11 protein-coding genes and 1 pseudogene are annotated in these 13,321 nt (G+C 66.8%); 6 read left to right on the forward strand and 6 right to left on the reverse strand.

Features of this window, described 5'->3' with window-relative positions:
* Positions 1–39 precede the first annotated feature (39 nt).
* The 4 genes from DJ73_RS17290 to DJ73_RS17305 are packed head-to-tail and all read left to right on the forward strand — an operon-like array spanning position 40 to position 4,136.
* The gene (locus tag DJ73_RS17290; protein WP_094523997.1) at positions 40–1,023 is read left to right on the forward strand and encodes an ABC transporter permease; all 984 of its coding nucleotides are present in this window, start codon (positions 40–42) and stop codon (positions 1,021–1,023) included.
* Positions 1,024–1,027: 4 nt separating this feature from the next.
* Positions 1,028–2,008, forward strand: a complete 981-nt coding sequence (locus DJ73_RS17295; protein WP_094523998.1) for an ABC transporter permease — start codon at positions 1,028–1,030, stop codon at positions 2,006–2,008.
* Positions 2,005–3,045 carry an ABC transporter ATP-binding protein gene (locus DJ73_RS17300; RefSeq protein WP_094558584.1) on the forward strand — a complete coding sequence of 347 codons (1,041 nt, stop codon included), beginning with the start codon at positions 2,005–2,007 and terminating at the stop codon, positions 3,043–3,045. Before DJ73_RS17295 ends, DJ73_RS17300 begins: the two co-directional genes overlap by 4 nt.
* A complete protein-coding gene (locus DJ73_RS17305) occupies positions 3,042–4,136 on the forward strand; it encodes an ABC transporter ATP-binding protein (protein ID WP_094558585.1) in 1,095 nt (364 codons plus the stop codon). Before DJ73_RS17300 ends, DJ73_RS17305 begins: the two co-directional genes overlap by 4 nt.
* 6 nt (positions 4,137–4,142) lie before the next feature.
* On the opposite strand, the gene DJ73_RS17310 is transcribed toward DJ73_RS17305, so the two are convergent.
* The 4 genes from DJ73_RS17310 to DJ73_RS17325 all read right to left on the reverse strand — a co-directional run bounded on the left by DJ73_RS17310 (position 4,143) and on the right by DJ73_RS17325 (position 9,918).
* On the reverse strand, positions 4,143–5,603 hold the full coding sequence (locus DJ73_RS17310; RefSeq protein WP_094558586.1) for a metallopeptidase TldD-related protein: 1,461 nt from the start codon (positions 5,601–5,603) through the stop codon (positions 4,143–4,145).
* A 168-nt stretch (positions 5,604–5,771) separates the two neighbouring features.
* Positions 5,772–6,014, reverse strand: coding sequence for a hypothetical protein (locus tag DJ73_RS17315; protein WP_094558587.1), 243 nt, complete (start codon positions 6,012–6,014; stop codon positions 5,772–5,774).
* 118 nt (positions 6,015–6,132) lie between these two features.
* Positions 6,133–8,844 (reverse strand): PGF-CTERM sorting domain-containing protein, encoded by a 2,712-nt coding sequence (locus DJ73_RS21110; protein WP_094558588.1) that lies wholly within the window; start codon positions 8,842–8,844, stop codon positions 6,133–6,135.
* Positions 8,845–8,991: 147 nt separating this feature from the next.
* Positions 8,992–9,918, reverse strand: coding sequence for an NAD-dependent epimerase/dehydratase family protein (locus tag DJ73_RS17325; protein ID WP_094558589.1), 927 nt, complete (start codon positions 9,916–9,918; stop codon positions 8,992–8,994).
* A 166-nt stretch (positions 9,919–10,084) separates the two neighbouring features.
* On the opposite strand from DJ73_RS17325, the gene glmU reads away from it, so the two are divergent.
* The gene (gene glmU, locus DJ73_RS17330; protein ID WP_094558590.1) at positions 10,085–11,296 is read left to right on the forward strand and encodes a bifunctional sugar-1-phosphate nucleotidylyltransferase/acetyltransferase; all 1,212 of its coding nucleotides are present in this window, start codon (positions 10,085–10,087) and stop codon (positions 11,294–11,296) included.
* 13 nt (positions 11,297–11,309) lie between these two features.
* On the opposite strand, the pseudogene DJ73_RS21380 reads toward glmU, so the two are convergent.
* Positions 11,310–11,756 (reverse strand): annotated as a pseudogene (locus DJ73_RS21380) (type II toxin-antitoxin system VapC family toxin).
* Positions 11,753–12,028 (reverse strand): hypothetical protein, encoded by a 276-nt coding sequence (locus DJ73_RS17340; RefSeq protein WP_094558591.1) that lies wholly within the window; start codon positions 12,026–12,028, stop codon positions 11,753–11,755. Before DJ73_RS17340 ends, DJ73_RS21380 begins: the two are co-directional and overlap by 4 nt.
* 117 nt (positions 12,029–12,145) lie before the next feature.
* Here DJ73_RS17340 and DJ73_RS17345 point away from each other — a divergent pair, with 117 nt between their 5' ends.
* Complete coding sequence (locus DJ73_RS17345) at positions 12,146–13,321, forward strand: sugar phosphate nucleotidyltransferase (protein ID WP_094558592.1); 1,176 nt, start codon at positions 12,146–12,148, stop codon at positions 13,319–13,321.

The following is a 13,321-nucleotide window of genomic DNA, read 5'->3' on the forward strand; positions in this document are numbered from 1 at the left end:
AGTTTAAACGAATAACTGTGATACCAGTGAGCAAGTAACATGGGAAAAGCTAGTTTCGTCGTCAGGCGCACGCTCCAGCTCGTGGTGACGCTGTGGGCCGTCGGGACGGTCCTGTTCGGGCTGTTCAGGCTCATGCCCGGCGATCCGACGTCGTACGTGATCTCCTCGCAGATGACGCAGGAGGCCCGCAGACAGCTCATCGAGAGCTACGGACTCAACGACCCGTTGTACATCCAGTACTTCCGGTTCCTCGAGAACCTCGTCGTGTTGAACTTCGGCCAGTCGTTCCACTCGAACCAACCGGTCACCGACGTCATCGCGACGTACCTGCCGAACACGCTCGTGCTGATGCTGACGGCGTTCGTCATCGCGTACGCCATCGGCATCACGCTCGGGGTGTTGTCGGGGTGGTACCGCGGCTCCCGCTTCGAGCGGAGCACGGTCATCACCGCCCTGACCGCCCGCAGCGTGCCGACGTTCTACGTCGGCCTCATCGTGCTGTGGATCTTCGGCGCGACCTTCGGCGTCATCCCGATGAGCGGGATGACCAGTCTCGGCACCGGCGGGCAGAGCACTGGGTTCCTCGATATGGTGTTCACGATGGACTTCGTCCGTCACCTCATCGCCCCGGCGGCGGTGCTCGCCTTCTACTACATGGGGTACCCGCTGTTGATCATGCGCTCGAGCATGCTCGAGGTGCTCTCCGAGGACTTCATCGACGTCTGTCGCGCGAAGGGACTCAAAGAGCGGACGATCATGTTCAAACACGCCGCCCGCAACGCCCTCCTGCCGATCATCACCGCGGCGGCGATCGCCCTCGGCTACGCCGTCGGGGGGAGCGTCCTCATCGAGACGGTGTTCGCGTGGCCCGGTATCGGCCGGGAGATGGTCCGCGCGGTGCTCCGACGCGACTTCCCCGTCGCGCAGGGGACGTTCATCGTGCTCGCGTCGACCATCATCTTCCTGAACTTCCTCGCGGACCTCGCGTACGGCTACCTCGACCCGCGGGTGACTTACGACTAACACAATGGCCCAAAAAGAACAATCGAGCCAGTCGATATTCACCGACCTCGACGACGCCAGTACCGACGCGGAGGTCAACAAGTGGCAGCGGACGTTCCGCCTCTGGCGGGAGACCCTCCGGGAACACTGGGGGATGCTGACCGACGAGCTGTCGGTCAAGCTCTCGATGCTCACGGTGGCGGGGTTCGTCGTCATCGCCATCTTCGCGCCGTACATCGCGACCCACCAGCCCCTCGTCCGGCAGTACCAGGGCGACGCCGGGGTCCTCATCGACAAGTGGGTGGAGCCGTCGCTGCTCGGCGCGGACTCCGAGTACCTCCTCGGAACGACGGCCGCGGGCTACGACATCTTCAGCCAGCTCGTGTACGGCACGCGCGCGGCGCTGATGGTCGGCATCATCGCAGCGGTGTTCACCGCGGGGATCGGTACCCTCGTCGGGCTCGTCGCGGGCTACTACGGCGGGAAGGTCGACGACGCGCTGATGCGGCTCGTCGACTTCCTCTACGGGATGCCGCTGCTCCCGACGGTCATCGTCCTCGTCGCGGTGTTGGGGCCGAACCTCTGGAACATCATCCTCGCGCTGATCGTCCTCCAGTGGCGCTCGACCGCCCGCGTCATCCGCTCGCAGTCGCTGTCGCTCCGGGAACGCCCGTTCGTGAAGGCCGCGGAGGTCGCCGGGGCCAGCGACTGGCACATCATCAGCCGGCACCTCGCGCCCAACGTGCTCCCGATGACGTTCCTCTACGGGTCGTTCGGGATCGCGTGGGCCATCCTCGCTGAGGCCGGCGTCTCCTTCATCGGCCTCGGCGATCCCAACACGGTCTCGTGGGGAACGATGCTGCAGGCCTCCCGCGCCTACTCCGCGCTCTCGTTCGGGGCGTGGTGGTGGTTCGTCCCGCCGGGAATCTGCATCGGCCTGCTCGTCATCAGCGGTTTCCTCATCGGCCGCGGCTACGAAGAGATCACGAACCCCAAACTACAATGAGCCAACTGGAAGTCGAAGACCTCGAAGTCTACTACGAGACCGAAGACGGGCCGGCACAGGCGGTCGACGGCGTCTCCTTCGAACTCGAACAGGGGGAGAACCTCGGCATCGTCGGCGAGTCGGGCTGCGGGAAGACCACGCTCGCGAAGGCGATCATCGGGATCCTCCCCGACGCCGGCTACATCAACAACGGGAGCATCAACTTCAAGGGCGACGACCTGACGGAGCTGCCCGAGCCCCAGCGCCGCCGCCTGAAGTGGGAGGAGATCTCCATGATCGCCCAGTCGGCGATGAACTCGCTGGACCCGGTGTACACCATCCGCGAGCAGATCGTCGAGGCGATCGAGACCCACCGCCCCGGCACCGGCCGGGTGGAGTCCGAGGAGATCGTCACGGAGATGTTCGAGCTCGTCGGGCTGGACCCGGAGCGCGCCGACGACTACCCCCACCAGTTCTCCGGGGGGATGCGCCAGCGCGCCATGATCGCGATGGCGCTCGCGCTCGAACCGTCGCTGATGCTGGCGGACGAGCCCACCACGGCGCTCGACGTCATCATGCAAGACCAGATCCTCAAGCGGATCGGCTCGATCCAAGAGGAGATCAACTCCTCGATGCTGGTCATCACGCACGACGTGAGCGTCGTCGCCGAGACCTGCGACCGCGTCATCGTGATGTACGCGGGGAAGATCGCCGAGGAGGGCCCGGTCGAGGAGATATTCGACCAACCGTATCACCCGTACACGATCGGGCTGAAGCGCGCGTTCCCGAACATCCGACAGAGCAACCAGGACCTGCTCTCAATCTCGGGGTACCCGCCGGAACTCGTCGATCCGCCGCAGGGGTGCCGGTTCGCCGAGCGCTGTCCGATGGCGACCGACCGGTGCCGGGAGGAGGAGCCCGAGGCCCACTACAAGAACGGCCTCCGGTCGTACTGCCACTACGCGGACGAGATCGACGCCGAGCTCCGGCCGTACGCCGACGATCCCGGGACGTGGAACCAGACGGCCGCCGCCCCCGACGGTGGTGTCGAGGAATGAGCGGCGACGACGTCCTCCTCGAAGTCGAGGACCTGAAGAAACACTTCAAGGTCAATCAAGGCTGGATCGCGAGCCTGATGGAGTCGTTCGGCGGCGGCGGGCCCGATTACGTCCACGCGGTCGACGGCGTGAGCTTCGAGCTCCGCGAGGGGGAGACGCTCGGGCTGGCGGGCGAGTCGGGCTGCGGCAAGACCACGACCGGCATGTCGATGGTGAAGCTCCACGAGCCGACCGCCGGCGACATCGTCTACGACGACACGCGGCTCTCCGAGGCGAGCGACGCGGAGATCAAGCGATTCCGGCAGAACGCGCAGATGATCTTCCAGGACCCCTTCGAGAGCCTGAACCCGCGGATGACGGTGTACGACACCGTCGCCGAGCCGCTGCGAATCCACGACATCCGCAATGAGACGGCGCGGGTCCAGCGCGCCCTGGAGTTCGCGGAGCTGCTCCCGCCCGAACAGTACTTCAACCAGTACCCGCACGAGCTGTCGGGCGGCCAGCGCCAGCGGGTCGCCATCGCGCGGGCGCTCGTGCTCGACCCGGACTTCATCGTCGCCGACGAGCCGGTGTCGATGCTCGACGTGAGCCTCCGCGCGGGCGTCCTCTCGCTTCTCGACCGGATGACCGACGAGTTCGGTCTCTCGGTCGTCTACATCAGCCACGACCTCTCGCTGCTCCGGCACATGTGCGACCGGCTGGCGATCATGTACATGGGGAAGATCGTCGAGAAGGGGCCCACCGACCAGGTCATCGAGAACCCCCAGCACCCGTACACCCAGGCGCTCATCAACGCGGTCCCCGTCCCCGACCCCTCGGTGGGCCGGGAGCGCGTCGAACTCCAGGGGGAGGTCGGCGACGTCGTCGACGTCCCGACCGGCTGCCGGTTCAAAGACCGGTGTCCCGACTACATCGGCGACGTCTGTGACCAGGTGATGCCGCCGCTCGAGGCGAAGACGGCGTTCGAACAGGAGGTCGCCTGTCACCTCTACGAGAGCGCGGAGGGGTACGACCCCTACGAGGAGCTCGAGGGGAGCCCGACCGCGGCGGAGACCGGCGACGGCGCCGAGTCGACGCCGGCCGACGACTGACGCCGCTCACTTCTTCTCGCGCACCGGCGCGTCTAGCCGGACGCCCGGCGCGGTCACCGCGAACGGGAGCCGCGACTTGTGTTTCTCGCAGACGCCGGTCACGGTCTCGCGGACGGCCCCGATCCGCGAGATCGTCTCCAACACCGCGGGCGTGTAGTCCACGGCGAGCCCGTCGACGCGGCCGGCCCGCGCTCCGCCCTCGAGCCGGTACGCCTCGGCGACGGGGAACTCCGCGGAACCGCAGTCGGGCCGGTCCTCGCTCTTCCGGTCGATGTCCCTCGCGTAGAGGGCGCTCGGCGGGAACAACCCCTCCCGCTGGACCCGCTCGAACTCGTCGCGGAACCACGGCTCGCCGAACCGCTCGACGTACACGTCGGCGCCCTCGCGGAGCGCTTCGGCGTCGGCCTCGCCGGCGGCGACCTCGAGGTGGCGGGCGTGGATCCGCGGCGGCTCGGCGAACCCGAGGCTCGGCACGCTGTTGCCCGCCGGATAGGCGTCCTCCTCGGCGGCGGTGGTGGTGTTGTGGAGCCGTCGCTCGATCCGCCCGTTCGAGACCAGCCGCGTCGGCGTGGTTGGCTTCACCTCGGTGTCGTAGGCGCGGGCCGCCCAAGAGCCGGCGCGGACCCCGTCCTCGATATCGAGGTCCTCGGGACCGATCCGGTCGCCGACGGCGTAGGGGCTCATCCCCATGTAGCAGGTGTCGGTCTCGAGGTAGTGCGACACGAAGTGGAACAACTGACCGGCCGCCTCCGGGCTCAGCGCGATCGTCGTCTCCCCGCTCGGCGCGTCGACCGGGTCGGCGCCCGAGAGTGAGCGGGCGTCGGCAGCGGCGGCCGCGAACGCGTCCCGCATCTCGTCGAGGAAGGCCGCCCCCGCCGTCGACCCGGCGTGCCGGCTCACCTTCGGCCCGTCGTCGAGCGAGAGGCTGAAATTGACCTTCGCCCGGTCGAGCGTCGTGCGCACGACGCTCCCGGTCGTGGTGCCGACCGCCGCCTCGACGTGCGCGTCCGCGTAGTTCGCCCACCGGCGGTCGAGGGCGAGGTCGTCCGCCGCCGCGAGCCCGTCCTCCACCGCGGCGACCTTCTCGTCGAGCGGGCGGGCGTGTATCCCCTCGTCCGCCCAGCCGCCGTGGGTCCCCCGGTGGACCGTGTAGGCGTCGAACCGCCCGGGCTCCTCCTGCGCGAGCACCTCGCCGCTCCGGATCGCCCGGTCGGCGACGTCGCGCAGACTCTCCTCGTCGAGCGCGTTCGTGTAGCGGTAGTCGGCCGCGCCGTCGGCGAAGACTCGGAGCCACACGCCCGTCTCGGTGAACTCCGTCGCGTTCCGGGGGCCGTCGCCGGTGACGACGACGTCGGTCTTCTCCTGGTACACGCCGCCGACCTCCGCGTACGACACCGCGTCGTCCGCCTCGAACTCGTCGAGTAGCCAGTCCATCGCGTCCGACACGCTCTCGCGTCCGTCGCTCATGCACGTGGTATCTCCGCTCACTCACATGAAACCCCGGACTCTCCGGCGGCGATTTCCGGGGACGGAGGTCGGATCGTTCCGGAGTGCACTCCTTGGAGCGCCTCCGAGAGCATCCCGTGGAGCGCCTCCGAGAGCGTCCCGCGGCTCGCTTCCGAGGGGCCCCGCGAATCAGTTCCCGCCGTCCCGGCGCTGCTCCTCGGCTTTTGCCTCGTACTCCCTCGCCACCCGCTTCTCCTGGAGCTTCTTCCTGTACTCCCAGTAGCCGGCGCCGAAGACGAGGAGGCCGAGGGCGACGCCCTGAATCGGCGCCCCGGCGATCGCGAAGTAGGCGACAGCGCCGACCGCGAACAGCAGCGAGAGCCCGAGGGTCGCCCTCGCCCACCGCTGTTTCGGCACGCGAGGGAGGTTCATGCCCGTGAATCCGACGCGGGACGTATCAACGTTGGGCTTCCGGGGGCGCGTCAGGGACCCATCCGATGCCCTCGCGGTCGGCGTTCGAGACCACGAGGTCGGCGGACCCACGGGCGGGCTAGGGCCGTCGCCTCCGGGCCCCGAGCCCCGTCATCAAGAGCGCGAGCACCGCGGCGACCACGCCGAATCCCGGGGCGGTCTCGCTCGTCTCGGCGCCCGTCGACGTCGACTCGGCGTCGCCGTCGCCGTCGCCGCGGAGTTCGATCGACCCCGCTTCGTTCCCCTCGAGCGACACCGTCCCGCTCTCGGGCGGCTCGAACGCCACTTCGAGGGTCGCGCTCTCGCCCGGGCCGAGCGACACCCGCCGCTCGGCGACGGGGTCGCCGTGCATCGCGACGGTGAGATTCCGGGTCGCCGGGCGGTCACCGGGGTTTTCCACCGTCGTCCGGAGGGTCGTCTCGTAGCCGGCCCGGACCCAGTCCGCCGGCACCTCGCTCTCGGCGATCCGGACGCGACCGGGTTCGAGCGCGACGACCGCCACGGGCGTCGCGTGCGACAGCGTGACCGTGTGCGTATCGCCCTCCCGGTCGTGCGAGACGTTCTCCGTCGTCCACTCGCCGTCGGCGTATCGTAACGCCGCGACGTGCTCGGGGCTCGCATCGCTCGGGAGCGACTCGGAGTCGACGGCGAAGCGAAGCGTCGCCGCGTTCGTGTCGGCCGGATCGAGCGTGGAGTCGAACGCCACGTACCCGAGCTCCGTCCCGCGCGAAACGGGCTCACGGCCGTCCGGCTCGGCCGCCGGTCGTCCGATCGTCGCCTCGTACGCCTCGACGTCACCGGCCGGGTCGATCCCGACCGCGGACACCGACACGACCGGTCGCGAGTCCGATGGGCCGGCAAGATCAACGGCGACGTCCTGGCGCTCGCCGTCCGCTCCCTCGACGTCGACGGTGACGCTCACCTCCGAGTCGGAGCGGATCACGGTCGGCTCGGGGTCGTCCGGCTCGTCCGGCTCATCGTCGTCGTCCGACTCCCCGAAATTCTGCGGGGATTCCGACTCATCAGGCTGGCTCGACTCGTCGGGGTCGCTCGACTCGCCGGACTCGTCCGATTCCGCTGAGTCCTCGGGCGCCTCTGACACCTCGGTATTCTCTGAACCGTTCGGATCTGCCGATCGAACCGAGTCGTTTGAACCGTCTGAATCGGAGGACTCCGCGGGACCGTCCGACCCCTCGGGTTCGTCCGATTCCGCAGACCCCACCGGCCCGTCGGGGTCGTCTGAGTCGTCGACCTCCTCAGCCTCGTCCGGGTCGTCGGTGTTCTCGGACTCCTCAGAGCCGCCTTCGTCGTCGGTGTCGTCGCTCTCCCCAGCGTCGCCCGGGTCGGCAGACCCCGCAGATCCGTTCGAATCGTCAGACTCTCCGGAGTCGTCTGGCTCGTCGGTATCGCCCGCCTCTCGGGACCCTTCGGTCTCTTCAGGATCGCCCCATTCGTCGCTCTCGTCCGACGCGTTCGATCCCTCGGAGTCGTCCGATCCCTCAGCGTCGCCCGGATTCTCGGGACCGTCCGACTCCGCAGAGTTCTCCGGGTCGTCGGGACCGTCCGTCCCGTTCGACCCCCCGTGTCCACCGGTGTCGTCCGACTCGTTCGACTCCTCAGCACCGCCCGGATCGCCGGGATTGTCAGATCCGTCCGAACCGTCTGAATTTCCCGACTCATCGGCATCTCGCGAATCTTCCGACTCGTCGGAGTCGTCGGGATCGTTCGACTCCCCAGAGTCGCTCGACTCCTCCGGGTCGGTGGGACCGTCCGTTTCCCCGGGGGCGCCCGGTTCGTCGCGACCATCCGACGCGTTCGACTCCTCAGAACCGTCGGGGGCACCGGTCTCGTTCGACTCCCCAGTGTCGCCCGGATCGCCGGAATCGTCAGCTCCTTGTGGGCCGTCGGAACCGTCTGACTCACTCGGATCGTCCGATTCGTCCGATTCTTCCGACTGGTCTGACTCCTCGGCTTCGTCCCGTTCGCCGGGATCGTCCGACTCCTCAGGACCGTTGGACTCTGCAGGCGCCTCGGATTCGTCCGTCTCGCCCGGGTCGTCTGTTCCCTCAGAGTCCGTCGAATCGTTTGTCTCCTCAGATTCCCTCGGTTCGTCGGGCTCGTCAGACGCGTTCGACTCCTCCGACTCCCCGGGAGCGTCCGGCTCGTCTGAATCGTTCGACTCCTCAGTATCCTCCGGATCAGTCTTCCCCTCGTCGGTATCGTCCGAATCGTCCGGTTCCTCGGAGTCTTCTGGCTCGTCGGTATCGTCCGACTCGTCCGGTTCCTCGGAGTTTTCTGGCTCGTCGGCGTCGTCGGACTCGTCCGCCTCCTCGGTCTCGTCTGCCTCCTCAGAGTCCTCTGGTTCGTTCGAATCTCCGGGCGCCTCCGACTCGCCAAGGTCGTCCGAATCGTCGCTCTCGTCTGGGATATCCGGTTCTCCAGGCTCGTTCGAATCGTCGGATTCCGCAGGCTCGTTCGAATCGTCAGGTCCCGCAGGCTCGTCCGGTCCTCCGTGGCCTTCTGACTCCTCGGATTCGCCCGTGTCGTCCGTCTCCTCAGGGACGCTTGGCCCGTCCGACGCGTTCGACCCCACGGGCCCATCGATTTCGCTGGTCGCGATGACTCCCGCGCGGTCGGCTCCACCGGTCGTGTCCGCCGCCGGACCGGCGTCGACGACGCGGAACTCGGCGTCGACATCGGCGGCCGAGACGCCGACGCCCCCGGAGAATGAGACCACGGCGAAGACCACCAGGAGGCAGACAGCGCCGACGGCGACCTCGCGGCCGAACATACGCGCTCAACCCGACCGAGAGTGATTGTAATAAACGACGAATTTGAATTAAGTCAGAGTTAGGGCTACTGTGTCGGCTCCGTGACTGTCAGTCCGAGCGATCGCTGCCGCCTCGTCTCGGCCGGGCGTCCTCGACCGAGCGACGGCTCAGCGCTCCGCGTCGCTCAGGTAGGGCTCACACACCAGCTCGACGCCCTTCTCGAAGCCGATCTCGGGTTCCCAGCCGGTGGCCTCGTGGAACTGCGAGTAGTCGGCCATCGTGTCGTGGACGTAGCCGTCGAAGGGGCACTCGATGTACTCCGGATCGATGTCCGTGCCGAGCGCGTCGTTGATCATCGCGACCATCTCGTTGAACGAGTACGCTTCTTGGGTGCCGACGTTGTAGACGCCGGTGATCCCGTGGTCGGCGGCGAGCTCGCAGGCGCGGGCGACGTCCGAGACGTGCGTGAAGTCCCGAGTTTGGCTGCCGTCGCCGAACAGCTCGGGCGCCTCGCCGCTCGCGATGGCGTCGGCGAACTGCGCGACCGTGTTCGCGTACTCGCCCTTGTGCTCCTCGTTGCCGGCGAAGCCCTGGTAGACGGAGAAGAAGCGAAGCCCGGCCATCGCCATGTCGTGGTGGTTGGCGTAGTACTCGGCGTAGCGCTCGCGGGCGAGCTTGGAGGCCTCGTAGGCGGTGTGCGCCTCCACGTCCATGTCGACGGGCGAGGGTTCGGTGCGGCTGCCGTAGATGGAGGAGGTGGAGGCGTAGACGACGGTGTCACAGCCCTCACGGCGGGCGCGCTCGACCGCGTTGACGAACCCCTCGACGTTGACGCGGCAGCCGCGCTGGGGGTTCTCCTCGTGCATGTTCCGCGAGGAGAGCGCGGCGAGGTGGAAGAGCACGTCGACGTCGGCGGGGTAGTCGTCGTCGAGGACGGAGGCCTCGACGAACTCGACCTCCGGATCGAGGTTCTCGGGCGTGCCGAGGTAGGTGTCGTCGACGGCGATCACGTCGTTGTCGCTCGCGAGGCGGTTCGCGAGGTTCGAGCCGATGAAGCCTGCGCCGCCCGTGACGAGGACACGCTTGTTCTGCATGGGCGTGTGTCGCTGGAGAATCGGCATTATCGCTTCGGTTCGGCGGAGATGTGATTGGGACGTTTCGCAACAGCCGGAATGACGCTACTCTGGCGTCTCCGACGTCAGCCGTGTGGACCGTCGTCGACCGTAGCCGATAAACCCCGGTCCGCCGTCGACCCCGCATATGTACGGAGTCGTGCTCGCGGCCGGTCGCGGGACCCGCATGCGGCCGTTGACTGATCGTCGTCCGAAACCGCTCCTACCGGTCGGTGACCGCTCGCTGCTCGAACGCGTCTTCGACACCGCGATCGATGTCGTCGACGAGTTCGTCGTCGTGACTGGCTACCGCGGCGAGCTGATCCGCGAGGCGATCGGCGAGACGTATCGGGACCACCCGGTCAGCTACGTCCGACAGGCGGACGCGAAGGGGACGGCCCACGCCGTCGCACAGGCCGCGCCCGTCGTGGACGATGAGTTCCTCGTGCTCAACGGAGACGTGGTCGTGGACGCATCGCTCCCGCGGGCCCTTGCCGACGCCGACGGGACCGCTGTCGCAGCCACCGAAGTCGAGGACCCGCGGGCGTACGGCGTCATCTCGACCGCTGCCGACGGCTCGCTCGCGGCCATCGTTGAGAAGCCGGCTGACCCGCCGACCACCCTCGCGAACGTCGGCTGTTACGCGTTCGAGCCCGCAGTCTTCGAGTATATTGAGCGGACGCCCGAAAGCGAGCGCGGCGAGTACGAGATCACGACGACGATCGAACTTCTCCTCGACGATGGCCACCGGATCGACGTGGCCCCCTACACGGGTACGTGGCTCGACGTTGGACGTCCGTGGGAGCTGCTGGAGGCGAACGAGCTGGCGCTCGACGAACTCGCAGAGGCGGACGAGTCAACCGCCGGCACCGTCGAGGAGGACGTCCATCTGCACGGCCCGGTTGTCGTCGAGGAGGGCGCCACACTGCAGTCCGGGGCGTACGTCGAAGGACCGGCGCTGATCCGATCGGGTGCCGAGGTCGGGCCGAACGCGTACATCCGCGGTGCCACGGTCGTCGGGCCGAACGCGCACGTCGGCCACAGTGTCGAGGTCAAAAACAGCGTGCTCATGGCTGATACCTCCGTGGGCCACCTCTCGTACGTCGGCGACTCCGTGCTCGGGCGCGGGGTGAATTTCGGTGCGGGGACGAACGTCGCCAACCTCCGGCACGACGACGCGAACGTCCGGGTGAGCGTCAAGGGCGACCGCGTGGATACCGGCCGCCGGAAGCTCGGCGCGATCGTCGGTGACGGCGCAAAGACGGGAATCAACACGTCGCTGAACGCCGGCGTCAAACTGGGCGCGGGCGAGACAACCGGACCCGGGGAGGCGATGACCCGGGATCGGATGTCAGATTGACATCCTCCCCGCGCTAAAGCGCAAGGCTTTCTCCTCGATTTTCCGTAAGCCGCGTGACCACACCATCAAAATCGTTGTCGAAGCTCAACACCGCATCGATATCGTGGTGTTCGACGTGAGCGACAGTCATCGCGTCGGTGAAGCTCAGTTGATGTTCGGCGTACGTTTCTTGTATCGTCACAGCACGATCAAAATATGACTCGGACGAGTGGAGGAGCTCGATGGCCGATGGATATCCCTCACCTCGGATTCACCGGCCGATCTCGATTCGAGCGTCGATATCACCCGTTCGCCGGTGTGTGAGTGTCACTGATTCGTCGTAGATGTAGTCGCTCGTCATGACGTGACCGTACTCAGATGATCTGAGAACGGTGTTCAGTGCTGCCGTTCCGTGGTCGTGTCGGCTGGCATCCGTATCATGATGCGCGTAGAATACTCCCGTATCGACAAAGACGCTCATCCGTAGAGAATATCGTCGATGTCCACTTCGTTCGTCTCCACACCTGATGCGATCTTCCCCTCGTTGAACTGTTGAATCTCGGCCTCGCTCAAACTCGTCTTCCCATCGCGGAATGAGTCGACGAATTCCGTTCGTGAATCCACAGCTGATTCAATCAGCTGCGTGAGGATTTCCTGTTGTGTGACTTTTTTTCCAGTCTTCAGTTTGATCTCTGCCTGGAGTTCCTCGAGTTTGGATTTCGCCTCTTCGTCCATTTTCACCGCTGTCGACATGTAGGTTAGTTGTGTCTACAACGTAGTTAATCTGTACACTAGCCGTATTCGCAGTCACGACAGGTTCCATTATTCGACCACGAGTCATTTAAACCGCAGGCGGGCGACGGACGGTGTATGAGCGACGACCCCGTGACTGCGGTCATCCTCGCAGCCGGTGAGGGGCGCCGGCTGCAGCCGTTGACGAACCGGCGGCCGAAGCCGATGCTCCCCGTGGCGAACCGGCCGCTGCTCGAGCACGTCGTCGAGGCGGTCGCCGGGGCCGGCATCGATCGGATTGTCCTCGTCGTTGGCTACCGGCAAGAACGGATCCGGAACCACTTCGGCGACGGCGACGACTGGGGCGTGACCCTCGAGTACGTCGAACAGGCGACCCAGCTCGGTACCGGCCACGCCGTGTTGCAAGCTGAATCGGCGGTCGATGACGAGTTCCTCGTGCTCAACGGTGATCGGCTCGTCGACCCAGCGCTCGTCTCGCGGGTCTGTGACCGCGTCCGCGACGGTGACGCGCCGGCGATGGCGGTCACAACTGTCGAACGCCCCCGCGAGTACGGCGTCGTCAGCAGCGACGGCGACGGCCGGGTGACACGGATCGAAGAAAAGCCCGAGGGTCCGGTCGACACCAATCGGATCAACGCCGGCGTCTACGGCTTCTCGCCGACTATCTTCGATGCCATTCGCGAGACCAACGTGACCGGCGAGTTGGCACTGACGGCGACGCTGAACGAGATTGCTCGGGAGCGCGGCGTGACAGCAGTGCCGTACGACGGTCGGTGGCTCGATGTCTCAAATCTCTGGGATCTCCTGACGGTCAACGCAGGGCTTATCGAGGAGGAGAGGCCGGGAAGCGGTGATCCGTCACTCGGGGAGTCGGTGAGTGTCGCCGCTGACGTAGCGCTTGCGGGCAACGTCCGCGTCGGGGCGAACGTCACGATCGGCGGTAGCACCGCGATCGGAAGCAACGCGACGATCGAGGCGAACACGGTCGTCGAGAACGCCGTGATCTTCCCGGACGCCGTCATCGGCGCAGGGGCCGTTGTGCGTGATGCCATCGTCGCCGGCAACGCCCGCATCGGGCCGAACGCGACGATCGCCGGTGGAGCGTCGACGATGGTCGTCGGCGACGTCGTCCACCGCGACGTCGATCTCAGCGGCGTAGTGGGTGATAACGCCTCGATCGGTGGTGGGGCGACGCTCACCGAGGGTGCGGTCGTCGGCGACGGCGTCCGGACCGACGCGGGGGTCGTGATCGACGGCCGAGTTGAATCTGATGCGGTCGTCAGGAGGGGATAA

Origin of the sequence: Halorubrum sp. Ea1 (assembly GCF_002252965.1) — an archaeon.
Classification (GTDB): Archaea; Halobacteriota; Halobacteria; order Halobacteriales; family Haloferacaceae; genus Halorubrum.

Coding starts and splice junctions, on each gene's coding strand:
- DJ73_RS17340 (WP_094558591.1), bottom strand. CDS start 12,028: ATGTCGACAGCGGTGAAAATGGACGAAGAGGCGAAATCCAAACTCGAG.
- glmU (WP_094558590.1), top strand. CDS start 10,085: ATGTACGGAGTCGTGCTCGCGGCCGGTCGCGGGACCCGCATGCGGCCG.
- DJ73_RS17345 (WP_094558592.1), top strand. CDS start 12,146: ATGAGCGACGACCCCGTGACTGCGGTCATCCTCGCAGCCGGTGAGGGG.
- DJ73_RS21110 (WP_094558588.1), bottom strand. CDS start 8,844: ATGTTCGGCCGCGAGGTCGCCGTCGGCGCTGTCTGCCTCCTGGTGGTC.
- DJ73_RS17325 (WP_094558589.1), bottom strand. CDS start 9,918: ATGCAGAACAAGCGTGTCCTCGTCACGGGCGGCGCAGGCTTCATCGGC.
- DJ73_RS17305 (WP_094558585.1), top strand. CDS start 3,042: ATGAGCGGCGACGACGTCCTCCTCGAAGTCGAGGACCTGAAGAAACAC.
- DJ73_RS17310 (WP_094558586.1), bottom strand. CDS start 5,603: ATGAGCGACGGACGCGAGAGCGTGTCGGACGCGATGGACTGGCTACTC.
- DJ73_RS17295 (WP_094523998.1), top strand. CDS start 1,028: ATGGCCCAAAAAGAACAATCGAGCCAGTCGATATTCACCGACCTCGAC.
- DJ73_RS17290 (WP_094523997.1), top strand. CDS start 40: ATGGGAAAAGCTAGTTTCGTCGTCAGGCGCACGCTCCAGCTCGTGGTG.
- DJ73_RS17300 (WP_094558584.1), top strand. CDS start 2,005: ATGAGCCAACTGGAAGTCGAAGACCTCGAAGTCTACTACGAGACCGAA.
- DJ73_RS17315 (WP_094558587.1), bottom strand. CDS start 6,014: ATGAACCTCCCTCGCGTGCCGAAACAGCGGTGGGCGAGGGCGACCCTC.